At 60.2% G+C, this 21,655-nt stretch carries 20 protein-coding genes; 13 read left to right on the top strand and 7 right to left on the bottom strand.

Features of this window, described 5'->3' with window-relative positions:
• Position 1 precedes the first annotated feature (1 nt).
• From mutM to BFN67_RS14820, 5 genes are all read right to left on the bottom strand, one after another.
• A complete protein-coding gene (gene mutM / locus BFN67_RS14840; RefSeq protein WP_080920333.1) occupies positions 2 to 892 on the bottom strand; it encodes a bifunctional DNA-formamidopyrimidine glycosylase/DNA-(apurinic or apyrimidinic site) lyase in 891 nt (296 codons plus the stop codon).
• Positions 885 to 2,123 carry a phosphopentomutase gene (locus tag BFN67_RS14835; protein WP_080920332.1) on the bottom strand — a complete coding sequence of 413 codons (1,239 nt, stop codon included), beginning with the start codon at positions 2,121 to 2,123 and terminating at the stop codon, positions 885 to 887. The genes mutM and BFN67_RS14835 overlap by 8 nt, the downstream gene beginning before the upstream one ends.
• 101 nt (positions 2,124 to 2,224) lie before the next feature.
• Positions 2,225 to 2,821, bottom strand: a complete 597-nt coding sequence (locus BFN67_RS14830; RefSeq protein ID WP_245295272.1) for a TadE family protein — start codon at positions 2,819 to 2,821, stop codon at positions 2,225 to 2,227.
• A 92-nt stretch (positions 2,822 to 2,913) separates the two neighbouring features.
• Entirely contained in the window at positions 2,914 to 3,522 is a 609-nt protein-coding gene (locus BFN67_RS14825; protein WP_425349787.1) for a TadE/TadG family type IV pilus assembly protein, read from the bottom strand.
• A 100-nt stretch (positions 3,523 to 3,622) separates the two neighbouring features.
• The gene (locus BFN67_RS14820) at positions 3,623 to 4,042 is read right to left on the bottom strand and encodes a pilus assembly protein N-terminal domain-containing protein (protein WP_080920331.1); all 420 of its coding nucleotides are present in this window, start codon (positions 4,040 to 4,042) and stop codon (positions 3,623 to 3,625) included.
• 182 nt (positions 4,043 to 4,224) lie between these two features.
• Between BFN67_RS14820 and BFN67_RS14815 the strand changes: the two genes are divergently transcribed.
• The 8 genes from BFN67_RS14815 to BFN67_RS14780 all read left to right on the top strand — a co-directional run bounded on the left by BFN67_RS14815 (position 4,225) and on the right by BFN67_RS14780 (position 12,836).
• On the top strand, positions 4,225 to 4,743 hold the full coding sequence (locus BFN67_RS14815) for an A24 family peptidase (protein WP_080920494.1): 519 nt from the start codon (positions 4,225 to 4,227) through the stop codon (positions 4,741 to 4,743).
• A 160-nt stretch (positions 4,744 to 4,903) separates the two neighbouring features.
• Complete coding sequence (gene cpaB, locus BFN67_RS14810) at positions 4,904 to 5,722, top strand: Flp pilus assembly protein CpaB (RefSeq protein ID WP_080920330.1); 819 nt, start codon at positions 4,904 to 4,906, stop codon at positions 5,720 to 5,722.
• Complete coding sequence (locus BFN67_RS14805; protein ID WP_080920329.1) at positions 5,719 to 7,203, top strand: type II and III secretion system protein family protein; 1,485 nt, start codon at positions 5,719 to 5,721, stop codon at positions 7,201 to 7,203. Before cpaB ends, BFN67_RS14805 begins: the two co-directional genes overlap by 4 nt.
• 11 nt (positions 7,204 to 7,214) lie before the next feature.
• Complete coding sequence (locus tag BFN67_RS14800) at positions 7,215 to 7,940, top strand: CpaD family pilus assembly protein (protein WP_139789190.1); 726 nt, start codon at positions 7,215 to 7,217, stop codon at positions 7,938 to 7,940.
• A 28-nt stretch (positions 7,941 to 7,968) separates the two neighbouring features.
• Positions 7,969 to 9,252, top strand: coding sequence for a CpaE/TadZ family protein (locus BFN67_RS14795; protein ID WP_080920327.1), 1,284 nt, complete (start codon positions 7,969 to 7,971; stop codon positions 9,250 to 9,252).
• Between the two features lie 29 nt (positions 9,253 to 9,281).
• Positions 9,282 to 10,775 carry a TadA family conjugal transfer-associated ATPase gene (locus BFN67_RS14790; protein ID WP_080920326.1) on the top strand — a complete coding sequence of 498 codons (1,494 nt, stop codon included), beginning with the start codon at positions 9,282 to 9,284 and terminating at the stop codon, positions 10,773 to 10,775.
• 24 nt (positions 10,776 to 10,799) lie between these two features.
• A complete protein-coding gene (locus BFN67_RS14785) occupies positions 10,800 to 11,813 on the top strand; it encodes a type II secretion system F family protein (protein ID WP_080920325.1) in 1,014 nt (337 codons plus the stop codon).
• Positions 11,814 to 11,819: 6 nt separating this feature from the next.
• Positions 11,820 to 12,836: a type II secretion system F family protein gene (locus BFN67_RS14780; RefSeq protein WP_080920324.1), complete on the top strand. Its 1,017-nt coding sequence runs from the start codon at positions 11,820 to 11,822 to the stop codon at positions 12,834 to 12,836.
• A 776-nt stretch (positions 12,837 to 13,612) separates the two neighbouring features.
• On the opposite strand, the gene BFN67_RS14775 is transcribed toward BFN67_RS14780, so the two are convergent.
• Entirely contained in the window at positions 13,613 to 14,374 is a 762-nt protein-coding gene (locus BFN67_RS14775; RefSeq protein WP_245295271.1) for a tetratricopeptide repeat protein, read from the bottom strand.
• 357 nt (positions 14,375 to 14,731) lie between these two features.
• A complete protein-coding gene (locus BFN67_RS14770) occupies positions 14,732 to 15,466 on the bottom strand; it encodes an outer membrane protein (RefSeq protein ID WP_245295277.1) in 735 nt (244 codons plus the stop codon).
• Positions 15,467 to 15,875: 409 nt separating this feature from the next.
• Between BFN67_RS14770 and cysD the strand changes: the two genes are divergently transcribed.
• The 5 genes from cysD (at position 15,876) to BFN67_RS14745 (ending at position 21,651) form a co-directional block, all read left to right on the top strand.
• Positions 15,876 to 16,781, top strand: coding sequence for a sulfate adenylyltransferase subunit CysD (gene cysD / locus BFN67_RS14765; protein ID WP_080920321.1), 906 nt, complete (start codon positions 15,876 to 15,878; stop codon positions 16,779 to 16,781).
• 2 nt (positions 16,782 to 16,783) lie between these two features.
• On the top strand, positions 16,784 to 18,721 hold the full coding sequence (cysN, locus tag BFN67_RS14760; protein ID WP_080920320.1) for a sulfate adenylyltransferase subunit CysN: 1,938 nt from the start codon (positions 16,784 to 16,786) through the stop codon (positions 18,719 to 18,721).
• On the top strand, positions 18,699 to 19,526 hold the full coding sequence (gene cysQ / locus BFN67_RS14755; RefSeq protein WP_425349784.1) for a 3'(2'),5'-bisphosphate nucleotidase CysQ: 828 nt from the start codon (positions 18,699 to 18,701) through the stop codon (positions 19,524 to 19,526). The genes cysN and cysQ overlap by 23 nt, the downstream gene beginning before the upstream one ends.
• Before the next feature lie 67 nt (positions 19,527 to 19,593).
• Positions 19,594 to 20,208 carry a hypothetical protein gene (locus BFN67_RS14750; RefSeq protein ID WP_080920319.1) on the top strand — a complete coding sequence of 205 codons (615 nt, stop codon included), beginning with the start codon at positions 19,594 to 19,596 and terminating at the stop codon, positions 20,206 to 20,208.
• A gap of 78 nt (positions 20,209 to 20,286) precedes the next feature.
• Positions 20,287 to 21,651 (top strand): leucyl aminopeptidase family protein, encoded by a 1,365-nt coding sequence (locus tag BFN67_RS14745; RefSeq protein ID WP_080920492.1) that lies wholly within the window; start codon positions 20,287 to 20,289, stop codon positions 21,649 to 21,651.
• Positions 21,652 to 21,655: the final 4 nt, after the last annotated feature.

The raw sequence follows: 21,655 nt of genomic DNA, 5'->3' as shown, positions 1-21,655 counted from the left end.
TCTACTTTTGACAGGCGCGACAATAGAAGGTCGAGCGGCCTGACTGGACAATGCGTTCTACATGCCCGCCGCAGCCGGGTGTCCGGCAGGCCTCGCCTGCGCGGTCATACACTGCGAAAGCGTGCTGGAAATAACCCAGCGAGCCATCTGTTTGCATGTAATCGCGGAGTGATGAACCTCCTGCCGCAATGGCATCGGCGATTACCGAGCGTACGGCCTCGGCCAGATTGGTCGCCCGTTCCTTGTCTTTCGCGGTGCGGCCGGCGATGGTTCCGGCCGTGCGTAGCGGCGAGAGGCCGGCACGCCAAAGCGCTTCCGACACATAAATATTGCCAAGTCCCGCGATCAGGCGCTGATCGAGTAGGGCTGCCTTGAGCGGACTTTTCCGCCCTGCGAAAAGCGATGCCAGTAGGGGACCATCCAAGGTATTTCCGGTCGGCTCCACTCCAAGCTCGGCAAGCATTGGGTGGGAGTCCGGCATAACTTCTGAAAAAAGCATGAAGCCGAAGCGGCGAGGGTCATTGAAGACCACGCGCACATCAGCTCCGTTGGCCGTTTCCAGATCGAACACCACATGGTCGTGGACGGTGCTTTTGGACCGCTCATGGTAAAAGCCGCCGGGCGTCTCCTCGCTGTTCGGAAACTCGACGCGAAACGAACCCGACATGCCTAGATGGCAGATCAGGGCAGGACCGTCCTCAACGTGAAAGATGAGATATTTGGCGCGCCGCGCAAGCGCGGTGATCGTTCTGCCGGTCAGGCGCTCTGTGAACCGTTCCGGCAGTGGAAATCGCAGATTCGGGCGTCGTGTTTCAATCTTGATGAGACGCGCACCTTCCATGACCGGTTGCAAGCCGCGTCGAACGGTCTCGACTTCGGGAAGTTCAGGCATGGTCGCCGATTTTCGTGTGAAAGGAGGCGCCGTGACGACCGGGGGCGATGCCGAGATGGGCCGCGACTGTTTCACCTATATCGGAATAGGTGGATCTCAAGCCGATATCACCGCCTGCCATCCCGGAAGCTACGCCAATGATAGGGATGCGCTCGCGCGTATGGTCTGTGCCCCGCCATGTCGGATCGTTGCCATGATCGGCGCTCAGGATGAAAAGATCGCCGGTTTTCAGCTTAGCCAGCGCTTCCGGCACGCGTTGGTCGAAGGCTTCTAGAGCGGCAGCGTAGCCAGCGACGTCGCGTTGGTGGCCGAATTCGGTGTCGAAATCTACGAAATTGGCGAAGACAAGGTCACCCTCCCTGGCGTCGTCGATCGCATCCAGGGCTATGTCGAACATGGCCATGTTGTTTGGAGCTTTGCGGACCTCGGAAATACCGCGATGAGCAAAGATGTCGCCGATCTTGCCAATGGCGAAGACATGGGATCCGGCTTCAGCCAGCCGGTCAAGCAAAGTCGGTTCAGGCGGCGGCACGGCATAGTCCTTGCGGTTCGGCGTGCGCTTGAAAGCGCCTTTCGCTTCACCGACGAAAGGCCGGGCGATCACCCGGCCGATATGCAGAGGATCGCACAGGCGCCGCACAACCTTGCAGAAATCATAAAGCCGTTCGAGGCCGAAATAGTCCTCATGGGCGGCGACCTGTAGTACCGAATCCACGGAAGTGTAGCAGATCGGCATGCCGGTGCGGATGTGTTTCTCACCGAAATTCTCGATGGCCTCGATGCCTGGGGCATGACGGTTGGCGAGGATGCCCGGCACATTGCCTTCCCGGATCATCGCTTCGGTCAGAGCGGCGGGAAAGGCCGGGATCGTATCGGAAAAATAACCCCAGTCGAAAAGTGCGGGCAGGCCCGCGATCTCCCAATGGCCGGAGGGCGTGTCCTTGCCGCGTGAGACTTCCTGTGCTGCGCCATAAAAACAGGATTCGCGAAGCATATGCGCATTATCGACGCGCAAGCCGCTGGCAATTTCGGCAGCCCGTGCCAGCCCTAGCGAAAGCATGTTGGGAAGTTGCAGCGGCCCCGTACGGAGTCTGTCTCTGTCGGCGCGACCGGCAGCACAGGCCTGCGCAATATGGCCGAAGGTATTCGCGCCTTCATCACCATAAAGCGCGGCATCGGCCGAGCCGCCTATGCCGAATGAATCGAGGACAAAAATGAATGCGCGTGCCATTGAGACCCGATCTTGCGTCGCGCCAAAGTAGAGACCATTGGCAGGGCTTGCAATTGCAAACCCGCGAGATATTCCATTCGGCTTGACCTGTCGTTCTTGGCTTAACTGGACCCGTAGCAGTTCGAACATTCGATCTTCTGCTGAACGTAGCGCGGGTAGTAGTATGAAGTTTCCGACATATCGATGCTGTCGAATGCCGCTGTCAAACCGAGTGTTTGCTTACCGCTCGGCGACCAGGTGATGACTGGGTGATAGCTCAGTTGGACGTCAACGCGAACCAGAAAATTGCCTGCTACATTATAGCTCGATGGAACGGCGATGACGCTGTTTTTTGCTGCGCTGGCGCTGGCTACGCCATTGACCAGTTTGCGCGACCACTCGACTGTGGCCTGGCCGCCGGTAATGTTGATTGCGGTTATGGTTACGCTCGGGCTGGAACGATTATAGGGCATCAGCGCCGTGCTCGCGATCTTCATGATGTCGTCGAGCGCGTTCGTGTCCACCTGCTTCTGCTGGGTTACCAGATCGGCGACAATGCTGCCGACACGCCCCACCTTTTTGTTGGTTTCGATCGCCTGCGAGACTTCCATCGTTACGAAATACATGGCCAGCAGCAGTGGAGCGATCAACGCGAATTCGATGGCCGCGATGCCGCGGCGATCGCGTCTGAAGGCTGCCGCCGCTTTCGCGACCAGCATTGCAGCCCCACGATGTGCCTCCGCACGCGACAACATTTCATCGTCCTTCCGTTACTGTCAGTGAGTTCGGGAACGCCGTTCTCAGTCAGGTTTCAATTGTCGAATGGTTCGTTCTGCCAGGTAACCGAGGCAAAATGCAGCGCCTTGCCGTCTTTCAGATCGGACATGGATTTGCTCAGGAAATCGGTGATAACCGGCCATTTGTAGAACACCCGAAGCATGTTCTTCGAAGATGCGGGGCCGGGATCAACCTTGAAGCTCGTTTCGTTGGACCCTTGCGTCAGCTGGATTTCACCATTTGCTATTCTGTATCCGGCTTGTGCAGCATCCGTGAACGTACCAAAATGGCGCAGATCGACCATTAGGCCGGGGCAACCCTTGGCGACCATGACTTCCATCTTGTCGCAAATGAGCTGTTTTAATTGTGTCTTATCGACCGATGACGGCAATTGGCCGGTTCGCAACTGCCGTGCCACGCTATCGGTGGCGTTGGCCATGACTTCCTGGCCTGCGAAAGATATGCAGCTTTCAAGAATGGCAAAGACCAGCAGCGAGAACGGGATGGCGAGCATTGCGAATTCGATCGCGGTGCTGCCATTGCGCTCACTCACGAAGCGACGCGATAGTTTGTCACGTCGCGGTTTAAATCGACCGATGCCCCGATAGCCCATTGTCATTCCGCCCTGTTCGGTAAAGACCATAGCCGAAACCCATTGAGGTCCGGTTTGGGCGATCTCTAAATTTGGTGAAACGGGCTTTACGATGCGCTAACGCTGGCCGGCGGGTGAAAGGTCCGACGCATCAGCGCGCGTTCATTTCTGCTTCAGAGCTTTTTTCGGCCGTGTTCTTGTAGGCGCTTTCGCAATAAGGTGAACATGACATGGTCTGCACTTCGGAGCGCCTGTAGATGCGCACTGTGGAAGCGTTCTGCCGCACCACGGTAATCTGCTCATCGATGATCGGTCTGCCGGCTTCGTCAAGAGCAACGAAATTGGTGACGCCAAAGCCCTTGCCGGTAAGCACCACGGTCGATGCATCCTGCACTGTGGCGTCTGCGATTGCCGGATTTCCAATGACCACCGTGTCTGCGGGATGGGTAAGCCTGATGATCTTGGCCTCATTCATCACGACTTCGATGCCAGCGCCTGCGTGAGCGGGAATGGTTGCAGCCATGATGCAAAACATCCCAACGGCAGGCAGGAACAATCTCGATGCAGCCATCTTGGTCTCCGGAAGGATGGGGGCGAGGGCGAAAATGAACGAGATTGGTGAATCAACAGTTAAGCGCGGACATTGTGTCCGTGTCAGCATGGCGCTTCTCCAAGCAAATTTTGGTAGACGGATCATCGTTCCTTAACGGACGCCGGGCTAGTCTGCGCCGGGTTTCGGCAATGGGGGTTATGATGCTTGAAGCGCTGATCTTCGTCATTTTTCCTTTCTGTATGCTCTTCGCGGCGATTTCCGACATGCTGTCTATGACGATCGCCAATCGTGTGTCAGCACTGCTTGTTGTCAGTTTCCTCCTGATAGCACCGTTGACGGGCATGGACTGGGCAACCGTCGGGTGGCATTTCGCTGCCGGCGGTGCGGTGCTTGCCGTCACTTTCGTGCTGTTCGCGGTCGGCGGCATGGGTGGTGGTGATGCGAAGCTGTTGGCTGCGACATCGGTCTGGATGGGGTTGGGTCCGGCGCTTGCCGGTTATCTCGTCACTTCGACATTGCTTGGCGGCGTGCTGACACTGGCAATTCTTTCCTACCGAAAATCTGCTATCGCTGTTTTCACGCGGGACAATATGTTCCTGCGCCATTTCGCCGACGAGACGACTGGCGTCCCTTACGGCATCGCGCTTGGCGTCGGAGGACTGCTCACCTATCCGCAGACCGATCTTGTCGTTTGGGCGCTATCTCGTTTATCAGCCTGAAAGAATATTCCCCTGGGCAGGAAACGACAGCTCGACGATTCGTGATCTTTAAAGGTTAAATTAAACACGATCGTAAGTATCGCATTAACCATAATTTGACGATTGCGGCTGCACTGTCCAACCCGGCTTAGGTGGTTTGCAAGGGGCGAGGGTTGGGCGCATGCCGGCATCCCGTTTGATTATACTCAGTGTGGCTGTGGCCGCAGCAGGGGGGGCTGGCTATGTCGCCAAGAACATGGCGGTGGTCGAACCGGCCGAAATTGCCCTCGAGGCACCCAACAAGCCGGCAGTCGCACTTCAAGACGTATTGACCTTAACGGCCGACGTGCCGATGGGAGAAGCGCTCGGCAGCAATCTGAAATGGCAGCAATGGCCTTCTGACGCAGTCAACGCCAATTTCATTACCAAGCTTTCCGATTCCGACGCTCTCGAAAAACTGAAGGGGTCCGTCGCCCGCATGCCGATGTATTCGGGCGAGGCCGTTCGCCGCTCCAAGCTGATCGGCGAGGGACAAAGTTTCATGTCGTCGATCCTACCCTCCGGTACCCGTGCAGTCGCGACCTCAATCGCCGCCGACACGTCGGCAGGCGGCTTTATCCTCCCCAATGATTTCGTCGACGTCATTATGACAAGACGCAATGGCGACGCCGCGGCAGGTGCCGGCAGTCCCTTCACCACCGAAACAATCCTGAAGAACATTCGTGTGCTGGCCATCGACCAGACTATTCAGGTGGACGAGGAAGGTAAGAAGACCAGGGTTGGCCAGACCGCGACGCTCGAACTGACGCCGAAGCAGGCGGAAATCATAACCGTCGCTCAACAGATGGCAGATCGCCTGACGTTGGCACTTCGACCGATAACCGACATCAACGAGAAGAATCTGAGCCAGGCCGATTATCTGGTTTCCAGCAGCGACCGCCGCGGCACCGTGCGCCTGATCAAGTCCGGTCAGGTATCCGAAGTGGGGGCAAGGAAATGACATTGAAGTGGAAACTGCCAGTCGTTTTCGCTGCCGCCTTGGCTTTTTTGCCGGTAGGGATCGTAACGTCGGGTGTTACGCAGGCCTATGCGGGGCGCAAGGCGGCGGTGAGTGCGACGACCGCGAGCCAGCGCGTCAAGCTTGGCCTGAACAAATCCGTGGTTATCGATTTGCCGAGTGATGCCTATGATATTCTGGTCGCCAATCCGGCGGTCGCCGACGCGGTGACGCGTACGTCACGTCGTATCTATCTGTTTGGCAAGTCGGTCGGCCAAACCAACATTTTCGTTTTCGGCCCCAATGGCGAGCAGATCGTCAGCCTCGACCTTGATGTCGAGCGGGATGTCAGCGGCCTTCAGGCTAATTTGCAGCGCTTTATTCCCGGTTCCGATATCCGGGTGGAACTCATCAACGATAATGTCGTGCTGACCGGCACGGTCGAAACCCCGCTCGATGCCAAGCGCGCGATGGATTTGGCCAATGCGTTCGTCTCTGGCGGCGAGGCGACGACCGGACAGTATGCACAGACGGCGGCGGGCGGCTCTTCCCAAAGCGGTGTCGATATCAACAATCCGGATTCGCAACGCCAGAAAAGCTCGATCATCAACCTGTTGCAGATCGTCGGCGAAGACCAGGTCACGTTGAAAGTGACTGTAGCCGAGGTCAGCCGCTCGGTCATGAAGCAACTTGGCGTCAAGATGATCGGTCAGGCCGACGGTATATCGTTCGAGACGCTTGCGAGTGCCGCCGGGTCTGCCTTGACGGGTGGAACCAGTGGAAGTGGCGTTGGAGGCGACAGCTATCTGAAGGGGACTTTGAACGCCATGGAGCAGTCCGGCGTTATGAAGACCCTCGCGGAGCCGACCTTGAGTGCCGTGTCGGGCGAAAAGGCAACCTTCCGGGTCGGTGGTGAATATAACGTCGTCATCGGTCAGACAAATGACAACGGCGTCATCATTCCCACCCTAAAGGAGATCGAGTACGGCATTGGTCTTGAATTCCAGCCCGTTGTTCTGTCGGCCGGCCGGATCAGCCTTAAGGTCAGGACATCCGTCTCGGAGCCGACCAGTCAAAACGCGATCGAAGTTAATGGGACGAACGTGGTCTCACTCCGCAAAAGGCTTGCCGATACCACGGTCGAACTGCCTTCCGGCGGCTCAATGATGATCGCCGGCCTGGTCAATGACGATATCAGGCAGACCATCAATGCCGTACCCGGTTTGGCGAAAATCCCTGTCCTTGGCGCGCTGTTCCGCAGCCGGGAATTTGTGCGCAACGAAAGCGAACTGGTCGTCATAATCACACCCTACCTGGTTCGCCCGGTGGCACGTAACGAACTGTCCAAGCCGGATGACAATTTCAATCCGCCGAGCGACGGCGTAGGCATCTTCCTTGGTCGCGTCAACCGCGTCTATGGCACCATGCAGACCAGTTTGCCTGCCGGACGCTATCATGGCGTCGTCGGCTACATCTACAAATGAGTGGGGCTGAAATGTCCGATATCACATACAAGGCAGAGACGGTTGGCACAAACAAGCGCCGGCATGCGGGTGGCTTGGCATTATCGGTCTCTGTCATGGCCGTTACCATGACGGCATTGCTGGCAGGTTGCGCAAACCGCGACAGCATCACCGTCGGCTCGATCCCTGACGATTATCGCACCAATCATCCGATTGTTATCGCAGAGCAAGATCAGAAAATCGATCTTCCGGTCGGCGCGGGCGACCACGGCATGACGCGTAATCAGCGCGAGACCCTGCTGGGCTTTCTCGATAGCTATGACCGACGCGCGGCGCCGGTGTTGACCATCCTGATCCCATACGGCTCGGTCAACGAGGTCGCCGCGAGAGCTGCTGGCCGGGATTTCGCCCGATTGGCGATTGCGAGCGGCGTGCGCAAGGGCCGCGTCGTAATCACGTCCTATCAGGCTCGGTCGGCGGAGATCGCCGCACCTATAAGGGTCATCTACACCGCAGTCAGGGCGCAGACGGACAAATGCGGCCGTTGGCCCGACGATCTGGCTGATACCACGGAAAACCGACACTACGCGAATTTCGGCTGCTCCTACCAGAACAATCTTGCCGCGCAGATTGCCAATCCGAACGACCTTCTCGGGCCAAGGAAGCAGAGTGAGATCGACGCTGAAAATAGAAGCAGGGTGATTGGCACTTATCGCAGCAATGGCAACGCCATCCTGCCCGGCGAAGTCAACTATTGAGTCGATACTGCCTGAAGCGAGCACGACAATGAGCAACCTTGCCTACGATCCTGCCGACGATGCCGAAGAGACCCTTTTGGCCGATCTGGCAGCTATGCGTTCGCTGCGACCGATCCCGCGCGTCTCGATCCAGGCATTCTGCGAGACCGAGAGCGTCGCGGGTCCGATCGAGCGCGCCGGTGAGGACCGGCGTATGGCCAAAGCTCACGTTAAGGTTCATATGGGTGGTATTCCAACGGCTATCGAATTCTACCAGTCGGCCCCGACGCCGAACCTGATCGTGCTGGAGTCGCGTAGTGAGCCCAAGGAACTCATGCAGCATCTCGCTGCCCTTTCGGAGCATTGCGACCCCAGCACAAAGGTCGTCGTCGTTGGCTACTACAACGATGTCGGGCTTTATCGGGAACTGATCCGCTCCGGCATATCGGAGTATGTCATTGCGCCCGTCTCGATGGCCGATATTGTCAGCGTGATCTCTTCGATTTTCATCGACCCGGAGGCAGAGCCGCTTGGCCGCTCTGTCGCCTTCATCGGCGCAAAGGGAGGCGTCGGCTCGTCCACTATGGCCCACAATGCCGCCTGGGCGATGTCGTCGCTGTTCAAGTCCGAAGTGGTTGTTGCCGATCTCGACCTGGCTTTCGGCACCGCAAATATCAACTTCGATCAGGACCCGGCGCAGGGCATGGCGGAAGCGGTGTTCTCTCCCGAACGCATCGATGAGGTCTATCTGGACCGTTTGCTGGCGCAATGCGCGGAGCATCTCTCGCTGCTGGCAGCACCTTCCACGCTCGACCGCATCTATGATTTCGAGCCGGAGGCTTTTTCGCAGGTAATCGAGACAGCGCAGCGCAGCGCGCCGATGCTGGTGCTTGACGTTCCGCATATGTGGAGCGGCTGGTCGAAGCACACACTCACCAAGGCCGATGAAATCGTCATCACCGCAACGCCGGAACTGGCCAACCTGCGCAACACGAAAAATCTTGTCGATATGTTGAAGCGATTGCGTCCCAATGATGCGCCGCCGAAACTGGTCCTCAACCAGGTGGGCGTCCAAAAACGCCCCGAGATTTCGGTGCAGGATTTCGCGGAACCGCTGGGTATCACGCCAATGGCGGTCGTGCCCTTCGATCCGCTCCTGTTTGGCAATGCCGCCAATAACGGCCGCATGCTGGGCGAAATGGATGCCAAGAGCCCGGTGGTCGCCATCATAAACGAGATCGCCCATGTGTTGACGGGCCGTACCGAAATGAAGGGCCGCCGCAAGGCCGGTTTGGGTTCGCTCATCGAAAAATTGAAACGCAACAGGAAATGATCTTGCTGCGAATGGATCGGTAATCGCTCATGTTTGGCAAGAGAGGCAATGACGACGGCAAGCGTGCCGGCATCGAGCACAGCCCGGAACGGCCGGTCGCGGCAGCGGCATCGAAAGCTGCCGACGTCGAGGTCATGGCCAGGTCTGCTGCCGCAGCAACCGCCACGATAGCGCCAGGCCGGCGTGCCATCGAAGCGCCGCCGCTGATGGAGGAGCCCAAGCGTGCCCGCCGCGAGCGCTCCGAAAGCTATTACGACACCAAGAGCCAGGTTTTCGCCGCTCTCATCGATACGATCGACCTATCGCAGCTTGCCAAGCTCGATGCCGAGAGCGCACGCGAGGAAATCCGCGATATCGTCAACGATATCATCGCGATCAAGAATTTCGCCATGTCCATTGCCGAGCAGGAAGAGCTGCTCGAGGACATCTGCAATGACGTGCTGGGTTACGGGCCGCTGGAGCCGCTTCTGGCTCGCGACGACATCGCCGACATCATGGTGAATGGCTCGCACAATGTTTATATCGAGGTGAACGGCAGGGTCGAGCAGACCGGCATTCGCTTTCGCGACAACCAGCAACTCCTGAACATCTGCCAGCGCATCGTCAGCCAGGTTGGCCGTCGCGTGGACGAAAGCTCGCCCATCTGCGACGCGCGCCTGCCGGACGGTTCGCGCGTCAACGTCATCGCGCCGCCGCTCGCCATCGACGGCACCGCGCTCACCATCCGCAAGTTCAAGAAGGACAAGCTGACGCTCGATCAACTGGTCCGCTTCGGAGCGATCTCGCCGGAAGGGGCCGAAATCCTCAAGATCATCGGGCGCGTGCGTTGCAATGTCGTCATCTCCGGCGGCACCGGATCCGGCAAGACCACGCTGCTCAATTGCCTGACCAATTATGTCGATCGCGACGAGCGGGTCATCACCTGCGAAGATTCCGCCGAACTGCAATTGCAGCAGCCGCATGTCGTGCGGTTGGAAACGCGCCCGCCCAATCTGGAAGGCGAGGGCGAGGTGACGATGCGCGACCTCGTCAAGAACTGCCTGCGCATGCGCCCCGAGCGCATCATCGTCGGCGAGGTGCGCGGCCCGGAAGTGTTCGACCTGTTGCAGGCAATGAACACCGGCCATGACGGCTCGATGGGCACCATTCACTCCAACAGCCCGCGCGAATGCCTGAGCCGCATGGAATCCATGATCGCGATGGGCGGCTATACCCTGCCGCCAAAAACCGTACGCGAGATCATTGTCGGCTCGGTCGATGTCATCATTCAGGCCGCGCGCCTGCGCGACGGGTCTCGTCGCATCACCCACATCACCGAGGTGATCGGCATGGAGGGCGACGTCATCATCACCCAGGACCTCGTTCTCTACAACATCACCGGCGAGGACCAGAACAGCCGCATCCTCGGCCATCATGCCTCGACCGGTATCGGCCGCCCGCATTTCTGGGAGCGCGCCCGCTATTATGGCGAGGAGCAGCGGCTGGCCAACGCGCTGGAAGCGATGGAGAAGAGCGCCGATTGAGCGATCTGGACGCAGGGGCTTTGCATGTTCGGGATTGACGGGACCACTTTGCTGTTCGTCGGGCTGGCCGGGGCCAGCGCCGGCGCAGTGGCGTATGCTTTCCTGTTCAACCGCATCGACAGCGAGAAGAACACCGGCCGGCGGCTCGGTGCGATCAAGGCCGCCGAAACGGACAGGGCGGTCGTCAAGGCCAGCCGCGACAGGATCGCCGAAGTGGCCAAGCGGCGCAAAACGGTGCAGGATTCACTGAAGGAACTGGACGAAAAGCAGAAGGCCAGCGACCGCAGGCTCAAGAAGCCGCCGCTGAAGATCCAGCTTCGCCAGGCGGGAATGCGCGTGACGGCGGACCGCTTTTACGTCTATTCGGCGATCTGCGGCGTGTTCCTCACCCTGATCGCCTATCTGCTGGGTCTGCCGCTGCTCATCCTGCCCGGCGTGCTGATTGCGGGTGCTCTCGGCCTGCCGCGCTGGTTCGTCTCGTTCCGCCGGAAGCGCCGCGTCAAGGCCTTCCTCAACGAGTTTCCCAATGCGCTCGATATCATCGTGCGCGCGGTCAAGTCCGGCCTGCCGCTCAATGACGGCATTCGCCTGATCGCCAATGAATCGCCCGAACCCGTTCGTTCTGAGTTCCGGCGCATGGTCGATGCCCAGCAAATGGGCCAGTCGATCCCCGATTCCGCCTTGCGCATGCCGGAAACCATGCCCTGCGCCGAGGCCGGCTTCTTCGGCATCGTCATCCAGATCCAGAGTCAGGCCGGCGGCAATCTGTCGGAAGCCCTGGGCAACCTGTCGCGTGTGCTGCGCGACCGCAAGAAGATGAAAGCCAAGGTGCAGGCGCTTTCGATGGAAGCCAAGGCATCGGCGGCCATCATCGGCGCGCTGCCGGTCATTGTCGCCGGGTTGGTCTTCATCACCAGCCCCTCCTATATCATGCCGCTCTTCATCACCAGCACCGGCCATCTCATCCTCGGCCTCTCGGCCTTTTGGATGGCGATCGGCATCATGATCATGCGCAAGATGATCAATTTCAACGTGTAGGCGAACATGACCGGCAACGTCGTCCAAACCCTTACCGATCCATCTTTCCTGGTCGCCATGCTGGTTGCGATTGCGGTCTTCGCCACCGTGGTCACGCTGATGCCGGCCTTCGGGGGAAATACCCTCAAGACGCGCATGAAATCGGTGGCGCTGGAGCGTGACGAGTTGCGTGCCCAGCAGCGCGCCCGGCTGGCCGCGGCGGCTGACCGCAAGCGCAAGGGCCTGCGCGAGCACCAGTCGGTCGGCATGCGCAACATCGTCGAGCGCCTCGATTTGAAGCGTGCGCTTGCCGATGAAGGCACCTTGCAGAAACTCAAGATGGCCGGCTTCCGCGGGCAGAACCCGCTGACCAGATTCCTGTTCTTCCGTCTCGTCCTGCCTTTCGTAGGGCTGGCGCTGGCGCTGATCTACCTCTTTGTGCTGGGCGGGCTTGCCGAGCAGGCGCTGTTCGTCAAACTGTTCGTCTGCATTCTGGTGGCCTATGCCGGGTTCTATGCGCCGGTGCTTTATGTCAGCAACCGCGCCACGAAGCGCAAGCAATCCATCCAGGCGGCTTGGCCGGATGCGCTGGATCTGATGCTGATCTGCGTGGAGTCCGGCATGTCGGTGGAAGCCGGCATGCGCCGTGTTGCCGACGAGATCGGCGCCCAGTCGGTCGAGTTGGCGGAAGAATTCGTACTCACCAATGCCGAGCTTTCCTATTTGCAGGAGCGGCGCCAGGCTTATGAAAACCTGGCCGGCCGCACCGGCCTCGAATCGGTCAAATCCGTTACCCAGGCGCTGACGCAGGCCGAGCGCTACGGCACGCCTGTCGGTCAGGCGCTGCGGGTGCTCGCCAATGAAAGCCGCGACATGCGCATGAACGAAGCCGAGAAGAAGGCGGCCGCCCTGCCGCCCAAGCTGACGGTGCCGATGATCCTGTTCTTCCTGCCGGTTTTGTTTGCCGTGATTCTGGGGCCGGCCGGCATGCAGGTCAGCCAGCATGGCATATTCGGCGACAAGCCGGCAGCCAGCAGCGAATAGGTCGCTCAAGGGCAGGCCGCACTTCACCGTTGCCACGCTGCCTTTCGGCCCTGGCCATTTCAAAGAACGGACCTTTCGAGGTGAAAGGTCGGGAAGCGGGCGCGGGGCCGTACCTCCTAAGTTCAATTATATGGCACGGTTGTCCGCGCCCGCCGGCGTTTCTACCCTTGCCTTTCCCGGCCCATCGCCCATTTGCGAGCGCGAGCAACGCAGGTCCGGTTCGGGCCGGGCGGTTCCGTTCACTGTTACGGATAACACACCCGGCGCCACACTTGCCTGGATGCTCGAGTGTGCACACCCGTTCCCGCTGGCAAGCTGCTGAGACGGATTATGAGGGAAGGATGGCGGGTGTGGATAAAGCGGGAGAAGGAAACCGTCGTTACTCAGCCAAACGTTTGTTCGACAAGGATTTTATTTATACTGGCAACAGCAGACGATAAATTTCCATCCACGCGAACTGGAGCCGCCCTCGTCCTTCGAGGCTCGCCCCTTCGACAAGCTCAGGAGCTCGCACCTCAGGATGAGGGCTGATGTAGCGCCCATGTCATTGCTTTGAGACGGCGACGTCACACAACCTCCCTCATCGTGAGGAGGCAGCGTGAGCTGCCGTCTCGAACGACGCACTGCTCAAACGGGAGCCGCACCTACCTTCCTCATGCTGAGGAGCCGGCGACGCCGGCGTCTCGAAGCATGCACAGCACAAACTGGTGTCTCCCCGTGGGCGACGCCGGCGTCTCGGAGCACGCAAGGTCCAGGTCACGCCAAATCCCTACGGGTCAGTTGGTCGCCTTCTTCTTGTCCTGCGCCTTGATCTGGTTCCAGGCGTTCTGCTGCGAAAGCATCGCGCGCAGATAGGCGATGTTGGCCTCGGCTTGCGCGGCGGGAAGCTCCTGCACGGCGATTTTCTCCGCCTCGGCGAAGCGGCCTTGCAGGCCCACCACCAGAGCCAGGTTCTGCCGCACGCGGCTATCGGCACCGGCTTGTTTGGCGGCGTCGCGCATATAGATTTCGGCGGTGCGCAAATCGCCGTCCAGCAGATACGACATGCCCAGATTGGACAGGACGGACGGTTCGTTGGGCTTCAGTTCCAGCGCCTTGCGGTAGCGTTGGCGGGCCTCGTCCTTCTGGCCGAGTTGGTCGAGAATGGCGCCTTCGGCGGACATCAGCCGCCAATCGGGATATTCCGGTGTCTGCGCCCGGCGTACCGCATCGAGCGCGGGCTCGAACTGGCCGTTGGCCGCCAGCGCCTTGCCATAGGCGGACAACACTTCGCGGTCCTTCGGATAGGCGATGGCCAGCTTGCGCACCACGGCGAGCGATTGGCTGGCGTCGCCATCCATTTGAAGCAGCGTCGCATAGCGCATGGCGATCGCCTTGTCGTTCGGATTCCTGGCATAGGTCCGGCCAAACGTGACCGAGGCGTCATGCACCTGCGTCGTGGACATGGCGGCAAGCGAACTGGACGGCATGCGCGCGATGGAGCCGGTTGTCATCCGATCCGTGCCGCAGCCGCTGACGCCGATTGCCAAGGCGAGCATGAGCGCTGCCGTCGACGCAAGCCGCGTTGCCGCTCCCGGCATGCAACCGGCTGCTCGCCAAATGGTTGGCCGGCAAATGGCTGATCTGCAAATGGCTGGCATCGCCCCAGAATCCCCTTCGTCCGCAGGCCGCTCCACCGGGCAACCTCCCCATGATGAAGAAATATTCTGTTAACCCTAACAGCCGGTTAATTTATCGCCTGCCCATGATTGGTCTTGGACATGGGGAGAGGCGGGAAGGCCAAGCAGTTCGACCAAAGAAAAGACCGCCGGCGAAAATTCGCCGGCGGTCTCTTTGCTTTCGCAAGGCCTTGTACCCGAGACCCGGAGGCTGGCCGCCGCCGGGCAAGCTGGCAATCAGAACTTGTAGTTCAGGCCGACGCGAACCGTGTGGAAGGCGACGTCGTTTTCGAGTTTGGCGTTTGCGCCATTTATATTCGTGTCGATAAGCGTCGTCTTGCCAAGATCGGTGTAGAGATATTCTGTCTTGAGGGTCCAGTTGCTGGTGACGGCATATTCCGCGCCGGCACCGATGGTCCAGCCAGCCTTGGTCTTGGATTTGCTCTCGTCAAGAATTGAAGCGCCGTTTGCTTCAGCGTTGATATAGCTCTCGACATGACCATAGGCTAGGCCGCCGGTGGCATAGACCATGAAACGATCGACCGGCGTGTAGCCGATGCGGGCACGCAGCGTGCCGAACCAGTCGATCTTGGTGCCGAGTTCACCGGAAACGCTGTTGCCAAAGATATTTAGATCGAGTGAGTCTTCGGCCTTGACGGCTGAACCCTGGAAATCAGCCTCGACGCCATAGATCATCTGGCCCGACTGCCAGTTGTAGCCGGCTTGGACACCACCGAGGAAACCGCCAGAGGTTATATCGAGCGAACCGCCGATGCCCTGGCCCTGGGCCGCCGTCACGGAAAACGGATGCTTGAACTTGCCGAAGCCGCCGCCGGCATTGACGCCGATATAGGCGCCGGACCAGTCATAGGCAGCCACAGGCAACGGTGCCTGATCGACCACGATATCCGCCGCATAGGCCGAGGTGGAAACAAGAAGTGCCGCCGATGCAGCGATGAGAATGGTTTTCAAGGTCGAAGCCCTCCGTCCGATTGTTGGATCGGGCATGAAAGCAACTCCTGTCTGTCGCCGAAACCGCAACAGGTACGATATGCTCCCGCCCAACCTCCCATTAGGGAAGTTGAATTCAACTTAAAAGAGCATTTCAACTAATACAAACGTATTACGCGAAATCGCCGCCTGACAGCAGTGAACTTTGCCCGATTGTTGCGGAAATGAGACAGTCGGAGCGTCTGACATGGATGCCGGACCAAAGCGGATCGGAATTCCGGTTTCTCTGGACGTTTGCGCAAAATTTGTTCGCCATGCCCGGCTTAACGGGCGCAGGAAGCTTCGCCTCTCCCACGCAAACTGCTAGAAGACCTTTGCCGATCAGGGCCGACGAGGGCCGATCAAGGCGATTAAGAAAGACCGAAAGCCGATGAACGCCCCGCTGACCCATCTGCAACAACTGGAAGCCGAGGCGATCCACATCTTTCGTGAGGTGGCGGCGACATTTTCGCGACCCGTCATGCTCTATTCGGTCGGCAAGGATTCATCCGTGTTGATGCATCTGGCGATGAAGGCGTTTTATCCGGCCAAGCCGCCGTTCCCTTTCCTGCATGTGGACACGACCTGGAAGTTCCGCGAGATGATCGCGTTTCGCGACCGCATGGCGAAGGAGCGCGGCTTCGACCTCATCGTGCATATCAATCAGGACGGCGTGCGCGACGGCATCAATCCGTTCGATCATGGATCGAACACGCACACCCATATCATGAAGACGGTGGCGCTTCGGCAGGCGCTCGACAAGCACGGCTTCGACGCGGCCTTCGGCGGCGCGCGGCGCGACGAGGAGAAGTCACGCGCCAAGGAGCGCATCTTTTCCTTCCGCAACGCGAGCCACGCCTGGGACCCGAAGAACCAGCGCCCGGAAATGTGGAAGATCTACAACACGCGCGTGGCCAAGGGTGAATCGATCCGCGTCTTCCCGCTGTCCAATTGGACGGAACTCGATATCTGGCAATATATATTGCAGGAGAATATCCCTATCGTGCCGCTCTATTTCGCCAAGGAGCGGCCGGTGGTCGAGCGCGACGGCATGCTCATCATGAAGGATGACGAGCGCATGAAGCTCAAGGCGGGCGAGCAGATCGAAAATCGCATGGTGCGTTTCCGCACGCTGGGTTGCTATCCGCTGACCGGCGCGATTGATTCCAGTGCCGCCACGCTGGAGGCCATTGTCGGCGAGATGCTGACGGCCAGCACCTCCGAGCGCCAGGGGCGGCTCATCGACCGCGATGAGGCCGGCTCGATGGAAAAGAAGAAGCGCGAAGGATATTTCTGATCATGCGCCATGTTTCGGCAAAGGCACTCGAAGCGACCGACGGCGTGCGCGACTATCTTGCGGCGCAGGAGAAGAAATCGCTGCTGCGCTTTCTGACCTGCGGTTCAGTGGACGACGGCAAGTCGACGCTGATCGGCCGCCTGCTTTCCGATACGCGCCAGATTTTCGAGGATCAGCTCGCGGCACTTGAGCGCGATTCGAAGAAGCATGGCACCACCGGCGACGACATCGATTTCGCGCTGCTCGTCGACGGGCTGGAGGCCGAGCGCGAGCAGGGCATCACCATCGACGTCGCCTATCGCTTCTTCGCTACGCCGAAACGCAAGTTCATCGTCGCCGACACGCCCGGTCATGAGCAATACACCCGCAACATGGCGACCGGTGCCTCGACGGCGGATTTGGCCGTGGTGCTGGTCGATGCGCGCCAGGGCATTCTGCGCCAGACGCGCCGCCATTCGATCATCGCCTCGCTGCTCGGCATTCGGCATATCGTGCTGGCGGTGAACAAGATTGATCTGGTCGATTTCGACCAGGCCGTGTTCGACGGCATCGTTGCCGACTACGCGGCATTTTCCCACGAACTCGGCTTCCAGACCGTCGTGCCCATCCCGCTGTCGGCGCGCTATGGCGACAATGTCTCGCGCCGCTCCGAGGCGATGCCCTGGTATGACGGGCCGACGCTGGTCGAGCATCTCGAAACCGTGCCGGTGGACGAGGCGGCTCTGGAACTGCCGTTCCGCTTCCCGGTGCAATATGTGAACCGGCCGAACCTCGATTTCCGCGGCTTTGCCGGCACCGTCGCTTCCGGCGCGGTTTCCAAGGGCGACGCGGTCGTGGTGGCGAAATCCGGCACGCCGGCGCGCGTCAAGCGCATCGTGGCACAAGACGGCGACCTTGAACTCGCCGTGGCCGGTCAGGCCGTCACCATCCTGCTCGATGACGAGGTGGAAGTCTCGCGCGGCAACATGCTGGTTGCGCCCGATGCCCGCCCGCAGGTGGCCGACCAGTTCACCGCAAATCTCGTCTGGTTCAGCGAGCAGCCGCTCCTGCCCGGCCGCTCCTATATCCTTCGCACCGAGACGGACGAGGCCAGCGCCACCGTCACCGAGCTGAAATATCGCGTCAACGTCAACGATTTCGCGCATGAGGCGGCAAAGTCGCTGGCGCTCAACGAGGTCGGCGTCTGCAACATCTCGACGCGGCTGCCGATCGTCTTCGACCCGTTTGCCGAAAACCGCACCACCGGCGCCTTCATCCTTATCGACCGCATGACCAACGCCACTGTCGGGGCCGGCATGATCGTGCATTCGCTGCGCCGTGCCGACAACATCCACTGGCAGTCGCTCGATGTCGGCAAGCGCGCCCGCGCCGACATGAAAGGCCAGCGGCCGGCGGTGTTCTGGTTCACCGGCCTTTCGGGCTCAGGCAAGTCCACCATCGCCAACCTGCTTGAAAAGAAATTCCACGCCACTGGACGCCACACCTATATTCTCGATGGCGACAATGTCCGCCATGGGCTCAACCGCGATCTCGGCTTCACCGATGCGGACCGGGTGGAAAATATCCGCCGCGTCGCAGAGGTGGCGAAACTGATGGCCGATGCCGGGTTGATCGTCATCGTTTCCTTCATCTCGCCCTTCCGGGCCGAGCGACGGGTGGCGCGCGAATTGATGCCCGAGGGCGAATTCATCGAGGTGTTCGTGGACACGCCCTTCGAGGAATGCGCGCGGCGCGATCCGAAAGGGCTTTACGCGCGCGCCCTGAAAGGTGAAATCAAGAACTTCACCGGCGTCGATTCTCCCTATCAGCCGCCGGAAAACCCGGAGGTCCACCTGAAAACCCTCGGCCGCTCGCCGGAGGAGATGGTGGAAGCTCTCGATCAATGGCTATTGCAGCGTGACCTTGCCCAGGACCAGTATGAAAGCGGCGCCGGAATCTGACGAAACATCTGGCGATGCGGCGATGCTCGGCCTGTTCGAGGAACTGGCGCTCGCCGCCGGCGCGAGGATCATGCGCATCTTTCATGAAGGCTGCGCGGTGGAAAGCAAGGCCGATACCTCGCCCGTCACTATAGCCGACCGCGAAAGCGAGACGGTGATTCTGGCCGGCCTGCGCGCCGCCTATCCCGGCATCCCCTGCGTGGCGGAAGAAGAAAGTGCCGCCGGCATCGCGCCGATCGACCTTGGTTCGGCGTTTTTTTTGATCGATCCGCTCGACGGCACCAAGGAGTTCGTCAAGCATCGCACCGATTTCACCGTCAATATCGCCCTGATCCGCGATGGCGTGCCGGAAGTCGGCATCGTCTATGCGCCGTGCACCGGCCAGCTCTTCACCGGCCGACCGGGCAGGGCGGAGGCGGCAAGCGTCGGTCAGAATGGCCGGATAGCCGAACGTCGCACCATTGCCGTGCGCGCGCCGGCATCGCCGCGCACCATTGTTGCCAGCCGGTCGCACAACACGCCTGAAACCGATGCCTATATTGCCGGGCTTGGCGCGGCGGAAATCGTGTCGGTCGGCTCGTCGCTGAAGTTCTGCCTTGTCGCGGCAGGCGAGGCCGACATCTATCCACGCTTCGGCCGCACGATGGAATGGGACACCGCCGCTGGCGACGCTGTGCTGCGGGCCGCCGGTGGCCGGACTTCTACGCTGGAGGGAACGCCCCTTCGTTACGGCAAGCGCGACCAGCAGGACGATTGCGATTTCGCCAACCCGCATTTCATCGCGGACAGCCGAACTGACGCTTGAGCCGCATCGCCCGCCAATTTGCACCGCTCGGGTTGATCCGGCGGCTTTTGCCAGGTTAGTCGGCGGCATGTTGTTGTTTTTTCGCCTGTTGGGATTCGTTTCCCTCCTTGCCGCGATTGGCCTTGTCAATGTCCTTGCACCCAGCATTGCCTGGGAAAACGGCCCGATCGAAAATTTTCAAATCCTGTTGCTTCTGGGCGGGGCGGTCATTGCCTTTCGCTATCAGGCAGCCTCCGAGGTGCCCGCCCATGTCTGGTACTGGCGTTGCGGGGTCCTCATCTGGCTGTTTCTCGCCGGCCGCGAACTTGGCTGGGGCGCAAGCCTCTATCCACCGACGGAATTTACCTCCAAAGGCCAGCCGATCTATTCGTCCCACCTGCTGCCTTTCATCGACGCGGTCCATGCCGCGCTCGCGATACTGGCTGTGGCGATGCTAGCGATTGCGGTGCGCTTCCGCTTCTGGCGCCTGCCGGGAGAAATCATCCGGCAGCGCGGCGTTCCCTGGCTTGAGATTGTGATGATCGCCATCGCCGCCGCTCTGTCCCTGGCGGTGGACGGATCGCGCACACCGCTGCGCTTCATGGTCGGAGCCGGTTACGAGACTTTCGAGGAATTTGCCGAGCTTGCCGCCTATGCATTCTTCGCAGCCGCACAGGTCAGGATTCACACGTCGCTTCGGTAATGGCGTCCCGCCGGCTTTGGTTATAAAAATTCCATCGATGCAGGCTATTTGCGCCGTCTGATGAAGAAAGAGGTTTTCATGGCTGTCGAGTTTTTTGACAAGGCGCTGAAAGCGGCCTTGCCCGTTCATTGCATTGCCGCCGGCAAGCTGGAAACTGCCGGCCTGTCGCCGTCGGAACTGGCCTGGGCGACCGCGAACGGCTTTGCCGGGGAGGCCGGCCGCACGCTGCTGCTGCCGGGCGCCGATGGCGGCGTTGGCGGCGCCCTGTTCGGCATCGGTGCGGACGGGCCCGTGCTTGGCATCGGCGCGCTGGCCAAGGCCTTGCCGGACGGCGAGTGGCGGTTTTCGTCACGGCATGCCGATCCGAACCTTGCGGCGCTCGGGCTTCTGTTCGGCAGCTATACCTTCACCCGTTATGGCAGGAAACCGGGCAGGGCATTGCGCTTTGCCTTGCCTGAAGGTGTGGATCCCGCCTTTGTCAAGCGCATTGCCGGCGGTGTCTTTCTGGCGCGTGACCTCATCAACACACCGGCCAACGATATGGGGCCGCAGGCGCTCGAAAATGTCGTCCGCGCATTGGCCAAGGTCCACAAGGCCGAAATCTCGGTGATCGCCGGCGACGAACTGCTCAGGGCAAATTTCCCGATGATCCATGCCGTCGGGCGCGCCTCTGTCGAGGCGCCACGCCTGATCGACATGCAATGGGGCCCGGCGGATGCGCCGAAACTCACTCTGGTCGGCAAGGGCGTGTGCTTCGACACCGGCGGGCTGGATATCAAGCCGGCCAGCGGCATGCTCTTGATGAAGAAGGATATGGGCGGTGCGGCCAATGTCCTCGGCCTGGCATCTATGGTCATGGCGGTCGGGTTGAAGGTCAGGCTGCGCGTGCTGATCCCGGCCGTGGAGAATTCCATTTCCGCCAACGCTTTCCGGCCGGGCGACGTGCTGACATCCCGCAAGGGCATCAGCGTCGAAATCGGCAACACCGACGCGGAAGGCCGGCTGGTCCTGGCCGATGCGCTGGCGCTGGCCGATGAGGAACAGCCGCAGATGCTGGTCGATATGGCGACGCTGACGGGCGCGGCTCGCGTGGCGCTCGGCCCGGACCTGCCGCCCTTCTACACCGATGACGATGCACTGGCCGACGAACTCGGCGAGGCGAGCGCCGCGGTCGAGGATCCGCTTTGGCGCATGCCGCTCTGGCAACCCTATACGGCGAAGCTTTCTTCTCGCATTGCCGATGTCAATAACGTCACCGCAGACGGCTTTGCCGGCTCGATCACGGCGGCATTGTTCCTGAAGTGTTTCGTGGAAAAGACGACCTGCTGGGCGCATTTCGACATTTACGGCTGGAATCCGACCGAGCGCCCACATGCCCCGGTTGGCGGCGAGGCGCAGGGCATCCGCGCCTTGGAACGGGTGATATCGCGCCGTTTCGGCTGAATAT

Origin of the sequence: Manganibacter manganicus, assembly GCF_002075885.1 — a bacterium.
Taxonomy (GTDB): domain Bacteria; phylum Pseudomonadota; class Alphaproteobacteria; order Rhizobiales; family Rhizobiaceae; genus Mesorhizobium; species Mesorhizobium manganicum.
Note: the sequence above shows the minus strand (reverse complement) of the source record. Positions and strands in the feature narration are given on the sequence as shown.

What these genes read in the sequence shown, in the direction of transcription:
- mutM (WP_080920333.1), bottom strand. Translation starts at nt 892, where the DNA reads ATGCCTGAACTTCCCGAAGTCGAGACCGTTCGACGCGGCTTGCAACCG.
- BFN67_RS14835 (WP_080920332.1), bottom strand. Translation starts at nt 2,123, where the DNA reads ATGGCACGCGCATTCATTTTTGTCCTCGATTCATTCGGCATAGGCGGC.
- BFN67_RS14830 (WP_245295272.1), bottom strand. Translation starts at nt 2,821, where the DNA reads ATGCTGGTCGCGAAAGCGGCGGCAGCCTTCAGACGCGATCGCCGCGGC.
- BFN67_RS14825 (WP_425349787.1), bottom strand. Translation starts at nt 3,522, where the DNA reads ATGGTCTTTACCGAACAGGGCGGAATGACAATGGGCTATCGGGGCATC.
- BFN67_RS14820 (WP_080920331.1), bottom strand. Translation starts at nt 4,042, where the DNA reads ATGGCTGCATCGAGATTGTTCCTGCCTGCCGTTGGGATGTTTTGCATC.
- BFN67_RS14815 (WP_080920494.1), top strand. Translation starts at nt 4,225, where the DNA reads ATGCTTGAAGCGCTGATCTTCGTCATTTTTCCTTTCTGTATGCTCTTC.
- cpaB (WP_080920330.1), top strand. Translation starts at nt 4,904, where the DNA reads ATGCCGGCATCCCGTTTGATTATACTCAGTGTGGCTGTGGCCGCAGCA.
- BFN67_RS14805 (WP_080920329.1), top strand. Translation starts at nt 5,719, where the DNA reads ATGACATTGAAGTGGAAACTGCCAGTCGTTTTCGCTGCCGCCTTGGCT.
- BFN67_RS14800 (WP_139789190.1), top strand. Translation starts at nt 7,215, where the DNA reads ATGTCCGATATCACATACAAGGCAGAGACGGTTGGCACAAACAAGCGC.
- BFN67_RS14795 (WP_080920327.1), top strand. Translation starts at nt 7,969, where the DNA reads ATGAGCAACCTTGCCTACGATCCTGCCGACGATGCCGAAGAGACCCTT.
- BFN67_RS14790 (WP_080920326.1), top strand. Translation starts at nt 9,282, where the DNA reads ATGTTTGGCAAGAGAGGCAATGACGACGGCAAGCGTGCCGGCATCGAG.
- BFN67_RS14785 (WP_080920325.1), top strand. Translation starts at nt 10,800, where the DNA reads ATGTTCGGGATTGACGGGACCACTTTGCTGTTCGTCGGGCTGGCCGGG.
- BFN67_RS14780 (WP_080920324.1), top strand. Translation starts at nt 11,820, where the DNA reads ATGACCGGCAACGTCGTCCAAACCCTTACCGATCCATCTTTCCTGGTC.
- BFN67_RS14775 (WP_245295271.1), bottom strand. Translation starts at nt 14,374, where the DNA reads ATGCTCGCCTTGGCAATCGGCGTCAGCGGCTGCGGCACGGATCGGATG.
- cysD (WP_080920321.1), top strand. Translation starts at nt 15,876, where the DNA reads ATGAACGCCCCGCTGACCCATCTGCAACAACTGGAAGCCGAGGCGATC.
- cysN (WP_080920320.1), top strand. Translation starts at nt 16,784, where the DNA reads ATGCGCCATGTTTCGGCAAAGGCACTCGAAGCGACCGACGGCGTGCGC.
- cysQ (WP_425349784.1), top strand. Translation starts at nt 18,699, where the DNA reads ATGAAAGCGGCGCCGGAATCTGACGAAACATCTGGCGATGCGGCGATG.
- BFN67_RS14750 (WP_080920319.1), top strand. Translation starts at nt 19,594, where the DNA reads ATGTTGTTGTTTTTTCGCCTGTTGGGATTCGTTTCCCTCCTTGCCGCG.
- BFN67_RS14745 (WP_080920492.1), top strand. Translation starts at nt 20,287, where the DNA reads ATGGCTGTCGAGTTTTTTGACAAGGCGCTGAAAGCGGCCTTGCCCGTT.